At 41.0% G+C, this 17,466-nt stretch carries 18 protein-coding genes; 6 read left to right on the top strand and 12 right to left on the bottom strand.

What is annotated here, in order from left to right; translation table 11 throughout:
- Positions 1-219 precede the first annotated feature (219 nt).
- The gene (locus BOD01S_RS01910) at positions 220-684 is read right to left on the bottom strand and encodes an AraC family transcriptional regulator (protein WP_036155443.1); all 465 of its coding nucleotides are present in this window, start codon (positions 682-684) and stop codon (positions 220-222) included.
- 418 nt (positions 685-1,102) lie between these two features.
- Positions 1,103-1,822, bottom strand: coding sequence for a nucleotidyltransferase domain-containing protein (locus tag BOD01S_RS01915; protein ID WP_036155122.1), 720 nt, complete (start codon positions 1,820-1,822; stop codon positions 1,103-1,105).
- A gap of 258 nt (positions 1,823-2,080) precedes the next feature.
- Between BOD01S_RS01915 and BOD01S_RS01920 the strand changes: the two genes are divergently transcribed.
- A complete protein-coding gene (locus BOD01S_RS01920) occupies positions 2,081-2,548 on the top strand; it encodes a GNAT family N-acetyltransferase (RefSeq protein ID WP_036155124.1) in 468 nt (155 codons plus the stop codon).
- 86 nt (positions 2,549-2,634) lie between these two features.
- On the opposite strand, the gene pdxT is transcribed toward BOD01S_RS01920, so the two are convergent.
- Together pdxT and pdxS are read right to left on the bottom strand one after the other, a co-directional pair.
- Positions 2,635-3,210: a pyridoxal 5'-phosphate synthase glutaminase subunit PdxT gene (pdxT, locus tag BOD01S_RS01925; RefSeq protein ID WP_036155126.1), complete on the bottom strand. Its 576-nt coding sequence runs from the start codon at positions 3,208-3,210 to the stop codon at positions 2,635-2,637.
- Positions 3,210-4,097 carry a pyridoxal 5'-phosphate synthase lyase subunit PdxS gene (gene pdxS / locus BOD01S_RS01930; protein WP_174523053.1) on the bottom strand — a complete coding sequence of 296 codons (888 nt, stop codon included), beginning with the start codon at positions 4,095-4,097 and terminating at the stop codon, positions 3,210-3,212. The genes pdxT and pdxS overlap by 1 nt, the downstream gene beginning before the upstream one ends.
- Positions 4,098-4,379: 282 nt before the next feature.
- On the opposite strand from pdxS, the gene BOD01S_RS01935 reads away from it, so the two are divergent.
- The 4 genes from BOD01S_RS01935 (at position 4,380) to BOD01S_RS01950 (ending at position 6,741) form a co-directional block, all read left to right on the top strand.
- The gene (locus BOD01S_RS01935; RefSeq protein ID WP_036155128.1) at positions 4,380-4,796 is read left to right on the top strand and encodes a VOC family protein; all 417 of its coding nucleotides are present in this window, start codon (positions 4,380-4,382) and stop codon (positions 4,794-4,796) included.
- A 129-nt stretch (positions 4,797-4,925) separates the two neighbouring features.
- The gene (locus BOD01S_RS01940) at positions 4,926-5,378 is read left to right on the top strand and encodes an HIT family protein (protein WP_081977968.1); all 453 of its coding nucleotides are present in this window, start codon (positions 4,926-4,928) and stop codon (positions 5,376-5,378) included.
- Positions 5,371-6,183, top strand: coding sequence for a protein phosphatase 2C domain-containing protein (locus tag BOD01S_RS01945; RefSeq protein ID WP_036155131.1), 813 nt, complete (start codon positions 5,371-5,373; stop codon positions 6,181-6,183). The genes BOD01S_RS01940 and BOD01S_RS01945 overlap by 8 nt, the downstream gene beginning before the upstream one ends.
- Before the next feature lie 231 nt (positions 6,184-6,414).
- A complete protein-coding gene (locus tag BOD01S_RS01950) occupies positions 6,415-6,741 on the top strand; it encodes an SMI1/KNR4 family protein (RefSeq protein ID WP_233153114.1) in 327 nt (108 codons plus the stop codon).
- A 106-nt stretch (positions 6,742-6,847) separates the two neighbouring features.
- On the opposite strand, the gene BOD01S_RS01955 is transcribed toward BOD01S_RS01950, so the two are convergent.
- The 5 genes from BOD01S_RS01955 to BOD01S_RS01975 form a co-directional block, all read right to left on the bottom strand.
- A complete protein-coding gene (locus BOD01S_RS01955) occupies positions 6,848-7,738 on the bottom strand; it encodes a PhzF family phenazine biosynthesis protein (protein WP_036155133.1) in 891 nt (296 codons plus the stop codon).
- An 85-nt stretch (positions 7,739-7,823) separates the two neighbouring features.
- Positions 7,824-8,336 carry a GNAT family N-acetyltransferase gene (locus BOD01S_RS01960; protein WP_233153115.1) on the bottom strand — a complete coding sequence of 171 codons (513 nt, stop codon included), beginning with the start codon at positions 8,334-8,336 and terminating at the stop codon, positions 7,824-7,826.
- A 205-nt stretch (positions 8,337-8,541) separates the two neighbouring features.
- On the bottom strand, positions 8,542-9,255 hold the full coding sequence (locus tag BOD01S_RS01965) for a transglutaminase-like domain-containing protein (RefSeq protein ID WP_036155135.1): 714 nt from the start codon (positions 9,253-9,255) through the stop codon (positions 8,542-8,544).
- A gap of 65 nt (positions 9,256-9,320) precedes the next feature.
- Positions 9,321-10,079, bottom strand: a complete 759-nt coding sequence (locus BOD01S_RS01970) for a helix-turn-helix domain-containing protein (RefSeq protein ID WP_052124860.1) — start codon at positions 10,077-10,079, stop codon at positions 9,321-9,323.
- 386 nt (positions 10,080-10,465) lie between these two features.
- Positions 10,466-10,693 (bottom strand): DUF1540 domain-containing protein, encoded by a 228-nt coding sequence (locus BOD01S_RS01975; protein WP_036155137.1) that lies wholly within the window; start codon positions 10,691-10,693, stop codon positions 10,466-10,468.
- Positions 10,694-11,345: 652 nt separating this feature from the next.
- Here BOD01S_RS01975 and BOD01S_RS01980 point away from each other — a divergent pair.
- Positions 11,346-12,488, top strand: a complete 1,143-nt coding sequence (locus BOD01S_RS01980) for a fused response regulator/phosphatase (RefSeq protein ID WP_036155139.1) — start codon at positions 11,346-11,348, stop codon at positions 12,486-12,488.
- A 101-nt stretch (positions 12,489-12,589) separates the two neighbouring features.
- On the opposite strand, the gene BOD01S_RS01985 is transcribed toward BOD01S_RS01980, so the two are convergent.
- From BOD01S_RS01985 to BOD01S_RS01995, 3 genes are all read right to left on the bottom strand, one after another.
- Positions 12,590-13,093 carry a hypothetical protein gene (locus tag BOD01S_RS01985; protein ID WP_036155141.1) on the bottom strand — a complete coding sequence of 168 codons (504 nt, stop codon included), beginning with the start codon at positions 13,091-13,093 and terminating at the stop codon, positions 12,590-12,592.
- Positions 13,094-13,350: 257 nt separating this feature from the next.
- Positions 13,351-14,199, bottom strand: coding sequence for a CheR family methyltransferase (locus BOD01S_RS01990; RefSeq protein ID WP_036155143.1), 849 nt, complete (start codon positions 14,197-14,199; stop codon positions 13,351-13,353).
- Positions 14,199-17,033, bottom strand: a complete 2,835-nt coding sequence (locus tag BOD01S_RS01995) for a CHASE3 domain-containing protein (protein WP_036155145.1) — start codon at positions 17,031-17,033, stop codon at positions 14,199-14,201. Before BOD01S_RS01995 ends, BOD01S_RS01990 begins: the two co-directional genes overlap by 1 nt.
- Positions 17,034-17,466: the final 433 nt, after the last annotated feature.

Raw genomic sequence — 17,466 nt, forward strand, 5'->3', positions numbered from 1 at the left:
TTTGTCTTACTTAATTCAAAACAAGCAAGAAATGCGCAAGAAATTCACCATAAATAAATTAATTTTAATATTTACAAACTATTCTTTATATTAGAAAATAAGAGTAAGAAATAGAAAAGGTTGTCGTTGTATTCCAAATTCATGTACATACCTATGATTGAGCCCATAAAGGGTTCAATACTCTGAACCGCCGCTCTAGAGAGGTGGTTCTCTTTTTTGTTACAAGAGTGTTGAAGCATCCTTTCTCTTAACAGGTACACATATTTCGCAAAAGTGGCTGCTGACCATTTCCTGCCTATACCTTTCAATAACCGGTTTATGATCTATTTGATACTCACTATGATGTAAACCTTCCAAACTATCTACCCAAGCCTTTTGAATAGCCTCCGCTGTATGTTCAACTTTATAAACAGCATACTCCCCTCCTGCCAGCTCACCTTCATTCATTCCTTCCTCCAGCTGAAAATCGTCCGGAATAACAATACAGGCATCATATCTGCACTGTTCAGGCTCTGTTTCAGCAGGGTTATCCTGAGGAATTCCATAGATCCCCTTATCATTCAGCAGATTATTATCCGCTGCCCAGCTCTTGATCCTTTCCATCGCCTGTTTGTTTGCAGGACCATATGGACCCACTTGCCGTACGTAGGCCATACGATAATTAGGAATCGTTTCAATTTTCATGGCTACCACCCCTTTTTCCTTTGTGCTGTCTACATTTTTCATGCTAATTCAATATAAAATGATTTTCCACCCATTTTTTTGAAATAATTGAATTTATGTTACTCACCATCGTAACCTGGAGTTGTTTTTGTCTGGACGCTTTCCTGGAGGACGGTTCCAACTAAATAAATTCGGCGATAGCCCCCGATTTCATTGGATTTTCTGCACGCGCTCGTCCCCAAGGAGTCGCCAGGTGCCGCTTCAAGACAACTCTAAAAACTAGTTTGTTATTCTTGGTTTATGGTGAAGAACCATAAATTTTTATAAAGGAAAATGGAAATGGCGCTACCCTGAACATTATGTTTTTTCATAAATTAGAACGAGGCTTTACTATGTTGATTTTTGCAATGAACAACTGAAATACTGAGCAATCAATTATTTAATGTTCTGTACTCTTTCCAGCCGAATACCCGTCGAATAACTGTCCTCCAAAGGGTTCCAGCATATTTTCAACGAAATGGATTACACTGTTTTTTTCGCCAGTCCTATAGAATAGATCAAACGCTTCTACAAATTGCTTTGCGAACTGCTCGTCATAATGGTTCAAGGCACGAACTACCCATTTTGAATGGCCAATCCATTTACGGTTTGTTCTTAGTACAAATTCACTTACCAAGTCAGCAAGCGCATTAGCTATAAATATTTCTTCTGCTCTATTGGAACTCCCTATAAAATCATGAAGCGCATCTGTAATGAAATACCGTTTTGTGTTAATTGTTTCTGCTGTCCATTCTTCCGGCCCTTTTTCCAGCATGTCGTTTGCCTCTTGTTTTATAGAAGTAATGATTCCTTCATCTTTTAAGACAATCCCTTCGCTTACCATTTTGGGCAGTGTAGGCCTCGCTCTCTCGCAATCGCTTTTAAAATAACGCTTATAGGATACCAAGTCATGCACGAAGATTTCGATAGCCCATCCGAAATCCACAAGGGACTCCCGGTATGGTGCAGCGCTATTTTTATCAAAAATGACTATATCAAGATCAGATGTCTCTGTCGCTTCACCTCGAACAACGCTCCCTGCTAGCAGGGCTCCTATACAATTCGGAAAATATTTATTAACAACCTGATGTGCTGCATTTATCGGCTCTACCCTTTCCATCGCTATACCTCCAACTTTTGGTAAATAAATTTTATAACAAATTATAATGGTCCCTTTACTATCAAATCAACCCCCAGTAGAGATAGATGACTTTAAGGCTCACAAGTAACACATAGGCACATATAATTTCAAAATCATTATTTCCCTCTTTTCATAATCACTTTCTTTAATATAGAATGTTGTCCATTTTCTTCCTAATCTTTATACTAGAAACAAACACAATGTTATCTTAAAGAGACAACTGAAAAGAGGGATTAGATGAATATCCGTTTAGCGACAATGGAAGATATAGACCAGCTTATTCGTATGCGTTGGGATTTTACCTTGGAGGATTATCCGGAGATGGTAGGAAACTCATCCGGTTATGAATCGTTTGAAAAGGAATGTAGAGGGTTTTTAGAGCAGGCAATTGCCGGTGAGCGCTGGCATATATGGATAGCCGAAATGGACGGTCAGATTGTTTCGCATATGTATATAGAGCTGATTGAAAAGGTGCCGAGACCTGGACGGATCACCCGCCCGTTTGCTTATATGACAAATGTTTATACAGTGCCGGAGTGGCGGGGAAAAGGGGTCGGAGGCAAGCTTCTGGCACAGGTCAATATGTGGGTGAAGGATAATGACTATGAGTTTGTTATTGTATGGCCTAGCGAAGAAGGAACAGAATTTTACAAGCGGCACGGCTATACACAGTGTCAGGATCCTTTGGAATTTGTTCCATCTTAAAGTTTTCTTCGACTCCTGGAGATAGAGAGAACTTAATTTGACTAAAAAAAGCGTCTAGACTTCTTTCTTCGTCTAGACGCAGGTTTTTAATTCACGGTTTGTTTGCTGCACATTTTCTCAATAAAATACTTCATCAAGGACCGGTCACCCGTCAGCTCGGGATGAAAGGAGCAGGCTAGCAGATGGCGGTCTTTTGCACAGACAATATCGCCTTCATGTGTTGCTAAAACCTCTACCCCATTTTCTACAGCGGCAATTTTCGGTGCGCGGATAAAAACAGCTGGAAAAGAGTCGCTCACACCTTCAATGGCAAGCTCTGTCTCAAAGCTGTCCACCTGACGCCCGAATGCATTGCGGCGAGCAGTCATACGCATCTGCCCGATATGCGCCTCTTCGCCTTCTACCGTTTCAGCAAGTAGAATCAACCCTGCACATGTCCCAAATACCGGCTTGTTTTTGGCGAATTCCGTGAGCGCAGGCAGCATCTGCGCATAGTCAATTAAGCGCCGCATCGCTGTACTTTCTCCCCCCGGCAATAGTAAACCGTCCAGTTCCTTCAGCTGTTCCCCTTGTTTAACGGCAATACTTTGTGCTCCGCATGCTTTAATCGCCTTCATATGCTCGGTTACAGCCCCTTGAAGTGCTAACACGCCAATCTTCATTACCAGCCACGCTCCTGCATGCGCTCACCTTGTGCAAGCTGGCGGATTTCGATTCCCTTCATCGGTGTTCCGATTTGCTTCGACACATCAGCGATCAGTTCGTAGTCCTGATAATGCGTTGTTGCCTGTACAATGGAACGCGCAAACTTTTCAGGGTTTTCCGCCTTGAAAATGCCGGAGCCTACAAATACACCGTCCGCTCCAAGCTCCATCATGAGTGCTGCATCCGCAGGAGTTGCTACCCCGCCTGCTGCGAAGTTAACAACCGGCAGACGTCCTTCACGCTTAATGGCCAGTAGTACTTCATAAGGAGCTCCTAAATTTTTCGCCTCTGTCATCAATTCATCTTCATTCATTGCCACGACTGCTCTTACTTGCGCATTCACTTTTCGTAAATGACGGACAGCTTCGACAATATTTCCTGTCCCGGGCTCCCCTTTTGTACGGAGCATAGCGGCACCTTCCCCAATACGGCGTGCAGCTTCCCCTAAATCGCGGCAGCCACAGACGAATGGTACTGTATATTGGCTTTTCAGTAAATGGAACTCTTCGTCCGCCGGTGTCAGTACCTCGCTCTCATCTATGTAATCAACACCCATTGCCTCTAGCACCCGAGCCTCGACGATATGACCGATCCGTGCTTTTGCCATAACAGGAATCGAAACAGCATTCATTACTTCCTCCACAATACGGGGATCTGCCATACGCGCTACCCCGCCTGCTGCCCGGATATCTGAAGGCACACGCTCCAGTGCCATAACGGCTACAGCTCCTGCTGCTTCAGCAATTTTCGCCTGTTCAGCATTCACCACATCCATGATGACACCGCCCTTTTGCATTAATGCCATTCCTCTTTTCACTACATCTGACCCTGTTAAAATTGACATTTCTTACTCACTCCTTCAGGTTAGTATATCGCTTATTATAATAAATTCTGAACTTTTAGAAATAGTCAATTTCAAACATTTTAAAGTGGTCAGATGGAATAAAGCTTTATTTTTCAAGAAATTTTATCCTAAATATGCGGAATAGAAGGAAAATTGCTACCAAGAGCGGAAGTATTTATTATCGTTGATGAATAATTCGGTGATAAGTTCCCCATTATCCATTTGAACCAAAATGAATTCAACAAACAAGCACAGCCATATGTAAAAAATGGAGGTAGTTATATGAACCAATCACTCATAAGAGTCGGAACGCTCTACCTACCCGTCACAAATGTAGATCGTTCTGCAAAATGGTATGTTGATAATCTGCATGCCCAACTTACCCATCAGGATGAAGATAAAGCGATTCTGAATCTGGCGAATGTCAGCATTTTTCTAGTAAAATCTCCGGAAAGCGAAAGTGCCAACTTTGTAGATGCTGCCGGGGAACTACGGTGCTCTATGACTTTCGAGGTTGACGGTTACCCTGCCCTGCAGGCGCTGCGGAAAGAATTCATCGAAAAAGAAATAGAAGTCGGTGAAATCGAAAACCGAGGGCATGCCGGAAGGAACTTTATTTTTAAGGATCCGGATGGCAATAAGTTTGACGTCTGGAGCGAACTGAGTCCGAATTTTAAGAGAAACTTATTTATTTCATGATATAGGAGCTTTATTTGCCCAGTGAAAAGTGATTCTTTTACCGCCACGGTAGGCGGTTTTTTAAAGCCTATTTACATTTATTAACAGGCCGGTCTATACTTTCTTTACAGTAGAAAGGAGGAGATAAACTTGAAAGATTGTTTTATTTGCCAAAAACATGCCGGAAACATTCAAACTGCTGGAAACGTTATTTATGAGGATGATACCTTGTATGTGGGGCATATTGATCAAGCTGGAAAACCAAGCTATTTAGGCCATATCATGATTGATCTAAAAAGACATGCCCCGACACTTGGCGATATGACGATAGAGGAAGCACAAGCATTTGGCGTCATGATGGTGAGGGTAAGTAAAGCGCTGCTGGCATCAGAAAAAGCCGAACATGTATATTCTCTCGTATCTGGGAATTCCGTTCCCCATCTGCATATGCACCTTGTCCCGCGCTATCCTAATACACCGGAACAGTACTGGGGGCCATTTGATGTTTATGGATGGGAGGAAGCTCCAATGGGTGATAATGATGAGGTTACAGCGCTTTGTCTTCGTATAAAAACATATCTAGAAAATCATCACCATGAATAATTCAGCGGCAGGATTTTGCTGGGTCGGCAGCCAAAAGGATTTTGTAGATGAGCCTGATATCATAAAACTTCAGCATATGATCATTGGCCGATATGGCGGGAATTCAAATGCCGGTCAATATAAAAATGAAGACGGATGTTTAGCATGGATCGATCAAACAAACGACTGGGAATTTGCCATTCTGTTAGATGCCCACAACACAGCGGAAAGTGCAGAGCTTATTTTATCTCTATTTGAAAACAATAAGGACCAGTTCGTTTCTTTGTTATCCTGTTCCCTAACAAGACACACCTTCAACATAATTGAACAGAAGGTGCTGAAGCTATTTCAATCAAAAGAATTTTTATCTGTCTGCAGACAAGCGACTGGAGAGACTGCTTGTTTACTTGTTATTCGAAAAGACAAATATGTTTGGTGGTTTTCAGTAGGCGATTGTGTCTTTTACATGCTGCACCCGGAGTTAGCCGTATTACGCCAGTACCAAGTAAACCAACGGCAATTTTATGAATGGATAGGTCAGGTAAACACCTTCGAACAGAAAGTCCCCTGCTATACAGTCGGTGTGAAGGAGCTGAGGAAAGGAAAAAACCAGCTTTTTCTCACGACGGACGGCTTGCTTGAATGTCCTAATGAGCCTTATGCCGCTCCCCAAAATATTTATAATACCCTCATGCAATCCGGGATTGAAGCTGGCATCCAAGCAATGTTTACAACATTGATAGAGAATAACGTGAGAGACAGTACAACTATTATTTCCTGGGCTATTACCGTTACAGAAGATGCTACAAAGGCGAGTAATCAATAAGTGATTTTCGTTTTACAGGGGTAAGAAATAGAGTTATATTTACACCGACAGCATGGACGATGCTTTTAAGATTCAAAACATCAGTGAATGTGTATGTCACATGGAAAGGAGGTATACCTTATTTGTGTGGAAAAAGTATGTAAGCAGTATATCAAAAGACTATCGGTTTAAAGCACCCGCTACAAAAACGAGCTGCAGGTAATTCAGGAAGAATTAAACGTTGAATTACCTATGGTGTTAGCTGAATTATACAGCGAGACAAATGGAGTATATGGCGACTATGGGGTTTCTTATATATGGTCAACACAACAGCTTATCAAAGAAAACATGTTTTTTCGAACTCTTCACGAGTATAGAGATTCTATGATGCCGTTACATAATTTCTTATTTTTTTCTGATGCGGGGAATGGTGATTTATTTGGCTATTCATTATTAAATGGAAGAGTTCCCGGCGACAATATTTATGTGTGGAATCATGAAGATGATAGTCGGATCGTAATTGCGTCATCGTTAGAGGAGTTTATCGAAGGCTGGTTTACAGGTCGGATTTTTGTCTAATCAATATTTTTTACTTGATAGGAGCATCGTTTGGAAAAATAAAGGGAACCCCGCAAGCAGCAGGCTCCCCTTCTACATACTATAATTTTATTAATACAGAACTATATTATAAAATTTCTATTTCAAACTCCTTCACAAACACCGCCGTGCCGGAAATCGAAATAGACAGCTGTCCCTCTTCTTCATCTACATGTACGTACACTTTGCCGTCCTTATGAATCTCATGTCCCTGCTCCATTATAAGAGTAGCAGGCAGCGGCAGGTCGGGTTTTACATATGTGTTATAATAGGCACCCATCACCCCGGATGCAGTACCGGTGACCGGATCTTCTACCGTTCCTGAAAATGGTGATGAAAAATGGCGGCTATGCAGGATACATTCCTCATCCCGTGTTTCCAGACAGATCGGGTGAATCGACATACGCGGCATTTCCTTCAGCACTATCGGAAAGTTTTCTGTATGAGGCTTCATAGCAGAAAAGCTGGCAAGACTCTTGATGGGTACAATGAGCGTCCAGATGCCGGTGCTTCCGTAAACAATCGGCAAATCATCATGGATATCCTCTTCTTGGAGTCCGATTGCTTCAGCAAGTTCTGCCTTGTTCCCTGCAAAGGTTTGAAAGGCCGGAGCAGCATGCTGCATAGTGATCATTATACTGTTGTGTTCCTCTTTTACATCAATTGGCAGTATGCCCGCTTTTGTATCGATTGTGAAGGACTGTTTTGTAAGCTGTCCCTCTCTGTACAGGGCAAAAATTGTGCCCATCGTTGCATGTCCGCATAAATTATTTTCGTGTCCCGGCGTAAAATAGCGGATGCCGATATCTGCCTTCTCTGTTGGTACGACAAATGCGGTTTCATTAAACCCTACTTTTCTTGCAATCTCCTGCATCTGTTCGTCTGTCCACTGCCCCCCGTTTAATACAACCCCAGCCGGATTTCCCTTTCCGGGTACTGTACTGAACGCATCAATATGCAGTACTGTTACGTTTCCCATGTTTTTTTCTCCTTCATTATGCATTACTGCTTTGTTTCTTTTTTATTTTACATGAACGGCTTTTTAACGTATATTTTCTCATCATTTACAGCAGCTTTTCATATTGGATTAAGGCGGTTTCCTCTCCGTAATACATATCCGTCCCATTACGGCTTACCTCCCGAAATCCAAGCTTTTGGAGCATTTTTCTAGAGCGGTGATTCGTCTGGTGGGTTTCGGCAACTATCGTTGTAAGCCCAAGCGTTTCTTTGGCATAATTCAGCAGCTTTCTTGCAGCAGCCGGCCCAACACCTTTCCCCCAAAGGCCCGATTCCCCAATAGCGATGCCAAACTCTGCCTTGCCATAGCGGATATCTGCCAAATCAGCATAGCCGACGAGCCTCTCTTCAAATTCAATTCCAATACGTAAAAAATCATCCATCTTACTATTGACCCAATTTGCCCACCATTGATAAAGCTCTTCTTCCTCCCTGCTAGGTTCCCAGCTGTTTGCAAAACAAAATTCCATATCCCGGCTCCATTCTGCAACCCTGCTGAAATCCTGTAAGCGTAACGGGCGGAGTTGGACCTTTTCAGCAATTTGCTCGTCTACTTTCAAATTCGCTCTCCCTTCGCATTATACGATTTACACTTGTAAAAAAGCGGATATCTTGACTGATCATTCTGTAGGCAGCTCTCCTATTTTATATTCGGATAAGTGCCTTTTCATCCCCTTCATTCCGTAATTTACGGCCATTTAATTGTTATTCGCATAAATTTTATACAAGGCTCTCGATTTGTATAAATGTTATAACTTTAAACAATTATTCTACGTAGTTCTTATTCTGCTTACGAAGGGAATCCAGCTGGCGATTAATTCTTTTTCGAAGTATGTTAAAAAGCAGCTTCTTAACAAAACGATCCGTATTGTGAAACTGTGAAAAAAACTCATCAGGACTGGCATAGATGCCAAGATCATCGGTAATGGAAAAGCTCTGGATGTAAGTACTCGCCCCGTTCCAGCATACATTTATATCTTTTGGGTGCTCAACAGCCACGCCGTAACCTATATAACCATTATTAAAGCGGTATAGTTTTTCCTTTACTTGCTGCAAATACGGCTCATCAATGATGACTCCTTCCAGTGCCAGCCACTCTCCTTGAAAATATACCTCTGTCCAGGCATGGACGATTTTTTTCGGTGCAAACTGGTACACAATACCAGTCAGGGCTCCTTTTTGCATCCGCTTATCAATATAGAACCCATGGATTCTGCAAGGAATACCAACCGCCCGGAGCAGAGCCATAAGCAACGTGCTTTTTGTATTGCATTGCCCGTAGCCATCACGGAGCACTTCCGAAGCTGTTAGTTCATCGCTCTGGTTATAGCCGAACGTTATATCATTACGAACAAATTCATAAATGTGTGAAATCCTGTCTCTTTCCGCCAGTCTGCGCCAGCCTTTTCTGTCGATTAACTGTTGAATGCTTGGATTTTCAAAATTCAGCATCATTGTACTTGCCAAGTATTCTTTCATAGTGAATCATCCTTTCTATAGATTCACTATAGCGAATGCTTTCATAATAAAATTGCAAATAGATGCTATTTTTTTATAGCACTTGGCGTCATCCCGAGTTTTTCCCGGGCACTTCTCGTAAAATGCGAAGAACTATTAAATCCTGCTTCCAGGGCAGATTCCGTCAAGCTTTTCCCTCCAAAGATCAGCAAAAATGCCCTTTTTAATTTTTCATGCAGCAGATACCCCGTCAACGATATCCCCATTTCTTCCTTAAATAGATGAGATAGCCTGCTTTCGGATAGATGAACATATTTACTTATCTGACGGAGATTGATCTCTTCTATTGTGTGGTCACTTATAAAATCCAGCGCTTGCTGTATTCTCGAATCGAGCCGGGAATCTGTGTCCACTACTGCAATGCCGAGTGTCTTTTTTAAATTACTCAGCAGCAGATCGTAATGTTCGCGGTCTTTCCATGACGTGATATCTAATATGTATTCTGGACTTTGTATTTCATCGCTATCCAGCAGCATAAAACCTTTATTTGTCTTTATCTTGTTTTTTAGTGACTCACCGAAAACTGATTCTGGACTTACGAGCAGGTAGAGCTGCCAGCCATTTGTCCCCTGTAATCGATGCTGTTTCTTAGAATCGATCAGTACACCACTTGTTGTAAATTCCCGGCCATCCACTTCAACAAAAAAAGTACTTCCTATTGCCAATGTCAATTGGATATAGTGATGCTGATGAAAATCCGCGTCTACCTTATTTGTCCAAAAAGCAATATGGTCCTGAAAGAAAAGCAGTTGTATATTGCGCTCGAAAAGCATCTGCATTTCCATCTCACTCACCTTCTTCCCACTCCAACTTTTCAAAATAGTGCATTTCGTCATGCTTTTGAATAGATAATAATACATCACCATTCTTACTGCCTGGCTACAATACTATCCAGGAAAATAATGGTGACTCGATACTTTTTATTCATTATATAGGATGAATGATAGAAAGGGGAAGCGAACGTTCTGAGGAATCAGCAATTAAGAGCAGCTATCATTTTTTAACCTGCATTACCAAAAATTACACGGTTTTCTTATGTATTAATAAAGCCTTTTTTTGGTTACCTTTAGGATAGGCGAGTTCCCGCTCCTTCAAAAGTAAAAGGGACTAAAAAGAATTCTTTTTAGTCCCTTTTTTGAAAGCTGGGCGAAACGCTATGAGCAACGTTTCGTTAATTGTGATGCTTGTCCTTTGGTTCAAATGTCTGACAGCACGTTTCACTGGATGTGCTGGCTTTTTCAGTTACAGAATAATCATCGAAATCAGATGCAAACTCGGTGTTATTTTTACCACGGCTGTTTTCTGTACGGTCTACAAGAATCTTTTCAGCACCGCATAAATTTCCTTTTTCATAAAAGAGACAATTTGAGATCGTACAGTTTACTTCTACGTTTGGCATACTATTCCTCCTCATTATTTAATATGACAAGTACAAAATGCCTGCACTTCATTTTTGTACTCCTCATACAATAGTTTGTCCAATTTTATTGGATTTTATTTTCCTTTATTCTCTTGTGTAAGTTTTTATTCCCATGTATTGCGCATTTCAAACTTTCATTTAGGAAATAGGTATTTTAAATTGCCCTTATATCAAAAAAGTACTAAAAAAAATACATACATGAATTGTCCCCCGAATGTGTTCCTCCACCTAAAAACGGCTCATCTTTACTAAGTTGAAGCAACATTCATATTTTTACGTTGGACTCACAAAAAGCGCCCTCCATTACCCTTTACTTGGAAAATAACAAGACATCATTGGTTTATTCTTATTTATTTTCATAAACTCTTATTATTTTTTAGCTTTATAAGGGTAAAAGATAGGGTTTCTAATATGTTTACTGTATAATGAGATTGATATATATTAAAAAACGAATACGCTTTCAATTTAATATTTCACAAAGTAAAATAAGTGACTTTCCTATTAAACATCCTTTGAAGGCCACTATCAATTTAATAAAAATATTAGAATTGGACTGTACTATTTATTATTGTACGGTAGCTAAATGACAAACTTTTTTGTAACTATTTAATTGGGATAAGGTGAAGGAAAAATGACGATTCTTCTTGTGGACGATAATTCAGTTAATTTATTTGTTATCGAGAAAATACTTAACAACGCTGGCTATCATGATTGTGTATCGCTTGCCTCAGCGATGGAGCTGTTCGATTATCTTCATTTAGAAGATACGAAGGCAACCGGCGGAGCGGTCGACTTAATCCTGCTCGATATAATGATGCCGGAGATTGACGGCTTGGAGGCATGTAAACGTATTAAGCAAGATGATCGATTCAAGGATATTCCCGTTATTTTTGTGACGGCACTTGAAGATAAAAGCAAGCTTGCTGAAGCGTTAGATATTGGTGGCGCCGATTATATTACGAAACCTATCAACAAAACGGAGCTGCTCGCTCGTATCCGTGTAGCACTTCGACTGAAGTCTGAATTAGACTGGCACAAGCAGCATGAAAAGAAAATTCAGTATGAGCTGGATTTAGCGACTCATGTACAGCGAAGCCTGCTAAGCCCGCCTCTTTCTAAAGAAAATCTGCAGATTGAAGTAACTTATATGCCTTCCTCCAATTTAGCTGGTGATATGTATTACTGGCATAAAATTAGTGAGCACCGCTATGCAGTCATCCTGCTCGATATGATGGGGCACGGCATTTCCGCTTCGCTCGTTTGTATGTTCATCTCCTCTGTGCTTCGCGAAGCGGTCAAGCAGCTTGTTGAACCTGAGCTTGTCATAAAGGAGCTAAACCGCTATATGGCTCTCCTGCAGGATGGTAAGCAGGATATGCCTTACTATTTCACGGCGATTTATCTTGTCATTGATACAGAAAGCAACACAGTGGAATATGTCAATGCGGGACACCCGGCAGGCTATGCGTTTGTTGACAATAAGGAGCTTGTTCCTCTGGATAAGGGCAGCTATGCAGTCGGCTTCTTTGATGAAATCAAAGTGAAAAAGCAAACGCTCCACTATACAACTGATTTACAAATCATCTTATTTACGGATGGCCTGCTTGAAGCAATGGGTCCTTGTGAAATTGAATCTGAAAAGCACATTCGTGCAGCTTCCTCTTCGAAATGGACGAATTTCCAGGAGACAGTTGAACAGCTCATTTCCAAAGAAAAGCAGCAAGATCAGCCAGATGATATTTGTATCCTGATGCTTCAGGCACAGGCAAAATAAGAGGCATTAATAGCCAATCTATCCGTAACGATAGATGGTATCTTTCCCTCTACAAGAGCAAAAACTATCCAGAAGTGATACCCTTCTGGATAGTTTTTATTTTATTCAGGCGCTGTTATGACAAAATCAAACACGCTATCTTGATTGTTTAAAGACGCTACGGAAAATGTATAGAGCCCTTTAGGCATATACCCTTCTTTATATTGTGCAACAAACGTTTTAGACTGTCCCGGATTCAATTCCCCACTATTCCACATACGGTCATCGGGAGCAGTAATCTTCCACGAAAATGGGCTGTCTCCTTTATTCGTAAATCTGTAAATGACTTGCTTTCCAGTAGTTTCTATGTAAAATTCATTCTGGTACTCGGCCGGTGCCCCGGCATCCCGGTACTGGACGAGCAATGTTTTTTCATTTTCCCAGGAAGAATCCCCGATATAGCCGGTATGCTCAGGGAGAATTTCATTTTCTTCCTGACTAATGGCTTCTTGCAAAATCAAGCCTGTACTCACAGCCACATCCTCTTTTTTATCCGTTTCAGCTTGGCAGGCTGCCAATACGATTACACATCCTATTGTTACTAATAGTTTATTATATCCATTCATCGCCTACTCCTCCACCTAACACCGATTTTTTTTTAAATATTCGATAGCTCTTCGTCTTTTCCTTTGTCATTCTCTCTTTTTGTTGCAAAGAAATAAAAAAAGGGCTGTATTAAAAGTCAGAACGACTCTTAACACAACCTTTTTCATAATAAATATCCCTTATAAAATATTGCTCCTGCGATGGTCACATCAATATATTCCCATCCTCATGGCAAAGGGGATGTCCTCGAACAACTTCTCGGACATCCCCTTTTTTACTATTTAACTTTTTGGTATATTTTCTCACTTGCTACTACTTCTTCATAATTAGAGATTAGCTCTTCAAACCGCAATGTCTCCTTGTCACCTAAACAGAGGAACCCGTTTAAGCTAAGGCTATCATAAAATAATCCATGAACCTGATTTTGCAGTGGTGGTGAAAAATAGATTAGCACGTTGCGGCACAGGATTAAATGGAACTCATTAAATGACTGGTCTGTTACAAGGTTATGTTGCGCGAAAATAATATTTTTTTTCAAGAATGAGTGAAAATACGCAAACTGAAAATCTGTTTTATAATACTCGGAAAATGCTTGGTTTCCGCCCGCAAGCATATAATTTTTTGTGTAGGACTGCATACGCTGAATCGGAAACACACCTTGCTTCGCCTTTTCGAGTACCCGTTCATTCATGTCCGTTGCATAAATGACCGCCTTATCAAGAAGCCCTTCCTCCTCAAGGAGAATCGCCATCGAGAATACTTCCTCACCGGTAGCACAACCCGCATGCCATATGCGGATTTCCGGATAATCGCGCAGCTTTGGTATAACATCCGTCCGCAATGCCCTGAAAAAGCTGGGATTGCGGAACATTTCCGTTACATTAATCGAGAAGTCATTTAGCAGCTGCGTTAAATATCCTTCCTCATGTATGACCCTTTCCTGAAGGCGGGAAATTGTCGGGATGTTATTGATTTTCATCCGGTTGTATACACGACGGGAGATGGAAGCCCGGTTATATTGGCGGAAGTCATAACCCGATAATCGGTATACGGTTTCTAGCAGTAAATCTAATTCAAGATTGGCATGCTGATTATTTTCCAACCTCTGTTCATCATAATTCCCCATTACTTAACTCCTTTAGACACGAGCCATACTCTCAGCACTGAGAACAGCTGCTCTAAATTTAATGGTTTACTAATGTAATCAGATGCGCCGGCTTCCAGCGATTTGTCACGGTCATTTTTCATCGCTTTCGCTGTCAGTGCGATAATCGGCAGATCCGTTAATTTCATTTCGTTACGGATGATCGACATTGTTTCATAGCCGTCCATATTCGGCATCATGATATCCATTAGCACCACATCTATATTATGATCTTCCCTCATAATATCTAAGCATTCCAAACCGTCTTTCGCGACTAATGTCGTCATTCCCCGGTTTTCTAGAACTCGCTTCAGTGCATAAATATTTCGGTTGTCATCATCGACTATTAATACTCGTTTATTTTGGAATACTTCCAGCTCATTTTGTGGAGATAAAGCAGGGGCTTGCTTCTCTTCTTCTGCCTCTTCTTCCACTGGCTGCTCTTCAAATCGGCTGGCTTCCATTGCCTCCAGCGCTTCTAATTCCTCTATATCGTCATAATCCACGGCAGAAGCTGCACTCATCTCTGCATAGGATAAATGCATCTGTTCCTCTTCGGCAATACCATCAGGTAAGCTTGGAATAATCAATGTAAACGTACTGCCTTTGCCCTCTTCACTAGCAAGGGTAATTCTAGCCCCCAGTAGTTTGGAGAATTCGCGGCAAATTGAAAGTCCAAGACCTGAGCCGCCGTATTTACGGACAGTCGCACCATCAGCCTGCTGGAATGTTTCAAAAATCAGCTGATGTTTATCTGCCGGAATACCAATACCCGTATCGCTCACGGAGATTTCCAGCCAATCAGGACTGATATTTTGCATACATGTTGTCACTTGCTGATCATTCAATCTATTAATGTTCAAGCTCACAGAGCCCTGCTCGGTAAATTTGAATGCATTCGCTAATAGGTTTTTCAGAATCTGCTGGAATTTCTTCGCATCTGTATAGAAGACTTCAGGAACAGAATCTGCTTTTGTAATATTAAACTCAATATTTTTTTGGTTGGCTACTGGTGAGAATAGCTGATCCATCTGTGCTGGCAGTTCGCTTAAATTCACTTCGCCAAATAATACATCAATTTTACCTGCTTCCACTTTAGAAAGATCAAGAATATCGTTAATGAGCGACAGTAAATCCACACCGGACGAATGTATGACTCTAGCAAACTCCGCTTCTTCATCCGATAGATTATTGCTGCCATTTTCCACAAGCATTTCAGATAAAATAAGAATACTGTTCAATGGTGTACGCAGTTCATGCGACATATTTGCCAGGAACTCGGATTTATAGTTCGAGTTCAGTCTTAGCTGTTCAGCCGTCTCTTCCAACTCTTTCTTCGCCTTTTCCAGCGCTTTAGATTTCGCTTCGGCGTCTTGTGTTCTTTCCTCAAGCTGCTTATTAATCGCTGTCAATGCATCAGTTTGCATTTGCAGTTCCTCAGACTGTGTTTGCAGCTCTTCTGATTGTGTCTGCAGTTCTTCTGATTGGACTTGCAATTCTTCCGTCATCGCCCGTGATTCATTTAATAAACGAACGATTTCCATGCGTCCTAAAATGCTGTTTACAGTTAAGCCCAATGTTTCAGTAATCTGCTTAACTAGTTCCAGCTGCTGCTCATCATATTCTTTCATTGTCGCTATTTCAATGACTGCAATCGCTTCATCATCATAGATAATAGGTAAAATCACTACTTGATTCGGCGGTATTTCCCCAAGCCCCGTGCCGATTAAACGATAATCTTTTGGCAGGCCTTTATTCGTGAACATGCGCTTTTCAGCAGCTGCCTGTCCTATTAGCCCTTCTCCTAGCTTGAAGTTTTCACGCCCAACCGTAGCACTATCTCCTGCAAATGATGCCTGTTTTACGTAGCTGACTTTATTATCTACCGTTTCCCGTACATAAAAGGCGGCATAAGAAGTTTCTGTGCGATCTGCCACTTCTGACAGGAATACTTGTGCCAGCTTCGTAATTGAAGAGACACCTTGGTACGTGGTCACAATATCAGCAATATTCTTCTGCAGCCATTCCCTTTTTTCCAATGTATCCAGTAAGTAGTTCGTAGCATTTGCAAGGTCTCTCACTTCATCCTGCGTTTTCACCTTGATCCGCTCTCCATGACTGCCCCCGGATAAGGCTATTTTTCGGATTGTATCCGTAACGTCGCTAATTGTATTGACAATCATCCGTGAGATGCCACTTGAAATTCCAATAGCAATTAATGAAATTATAATTAACAGAGCGAACAGGCCAAATGTTAGAATCTGGTTTCGGCCATCAAGTGCTGCAGCCCGTTCATCAATGTTTGCGGCCTCAATCGCTAGGAAAGACTCAAATTGAGATTGAATGGCTTCCGTATCCTTCCGTCCTACATCCACCCGGAAGAATTCTTCCAATTCTTCAACTCTATTTTCCCTTTTCATTTGGATGACAGGATCACCCGCATTCGCAATCCAGTGGTCAATTGTTACCTTAATCTCATCTAATAACTTTAATTGTCCAGGATTCTCAGCCACTATCTGACGGAGCTTATCATAATTTACTTTCCAATTTGAAGAGGCATTATTATAAGGTTCTAAGTAGCTAGTTTCTCCCGTTATAACATATCCGCGCTGACTTGACTCCATATCTTTTATACTTTTTTCAATATTATTCGTCAAAGTCTGCACTTGCGAATCAAATTGGATAAGATGATTCCTTGACTTTTGCAATGAGGTAATTTGCGCATTTAAAAAGATAACGGATATTAGCAAGCAAACAATAATGACAATATAGCCAACCGTTATTTTGGAGCGTATACCTAATTTTATTCTATTCATAGAGTCTCCTGCCTTTATCTTCTCTATTTTCTCTTCTTTAATACTATACTAATTAAAAGGGAAATGAAACCGAGAGTGAGAGAAATGGTCTTTATTAATTAGTATCTATCATAAGTAAATCATACTATTTATGTTACATCGCCTCAAACCTAAAGGACTATTTGTATTTTTCTATATTTTCCTTCTATTATTAAAGCGGATTTTTTCTACTCAAAAAACGACAACTGTCTCTTTTACCCTATCTTTTAAAACTCTAAACATATTTTTTTATTTTTATCTCAGCTGAAGAGAAAGCATATATTCCATGAGGAATACTACGTAAGATTAGTGCAAACAGCAGCCTCTCTTCGGGAGCAGATCATAAGCGTTGAAGTAATTTGCACTATGCAGCTGGTTTTGTATGTATAAGGGGGTATTAGTCCAGCCGCAAAAA

This window comes from Lysinibacillus odysseyi 34hs-1 = NBRC 100172 (genome assembly GCF_001591965.1).
In the GTDB taxonomy this organism is placed as follows: Bacteria; Bacillota; Bacilli; order Bacillales_A; family Planococcaceae; genus Lysinibacillus_B; species Lysinibacillus_B odysseyi.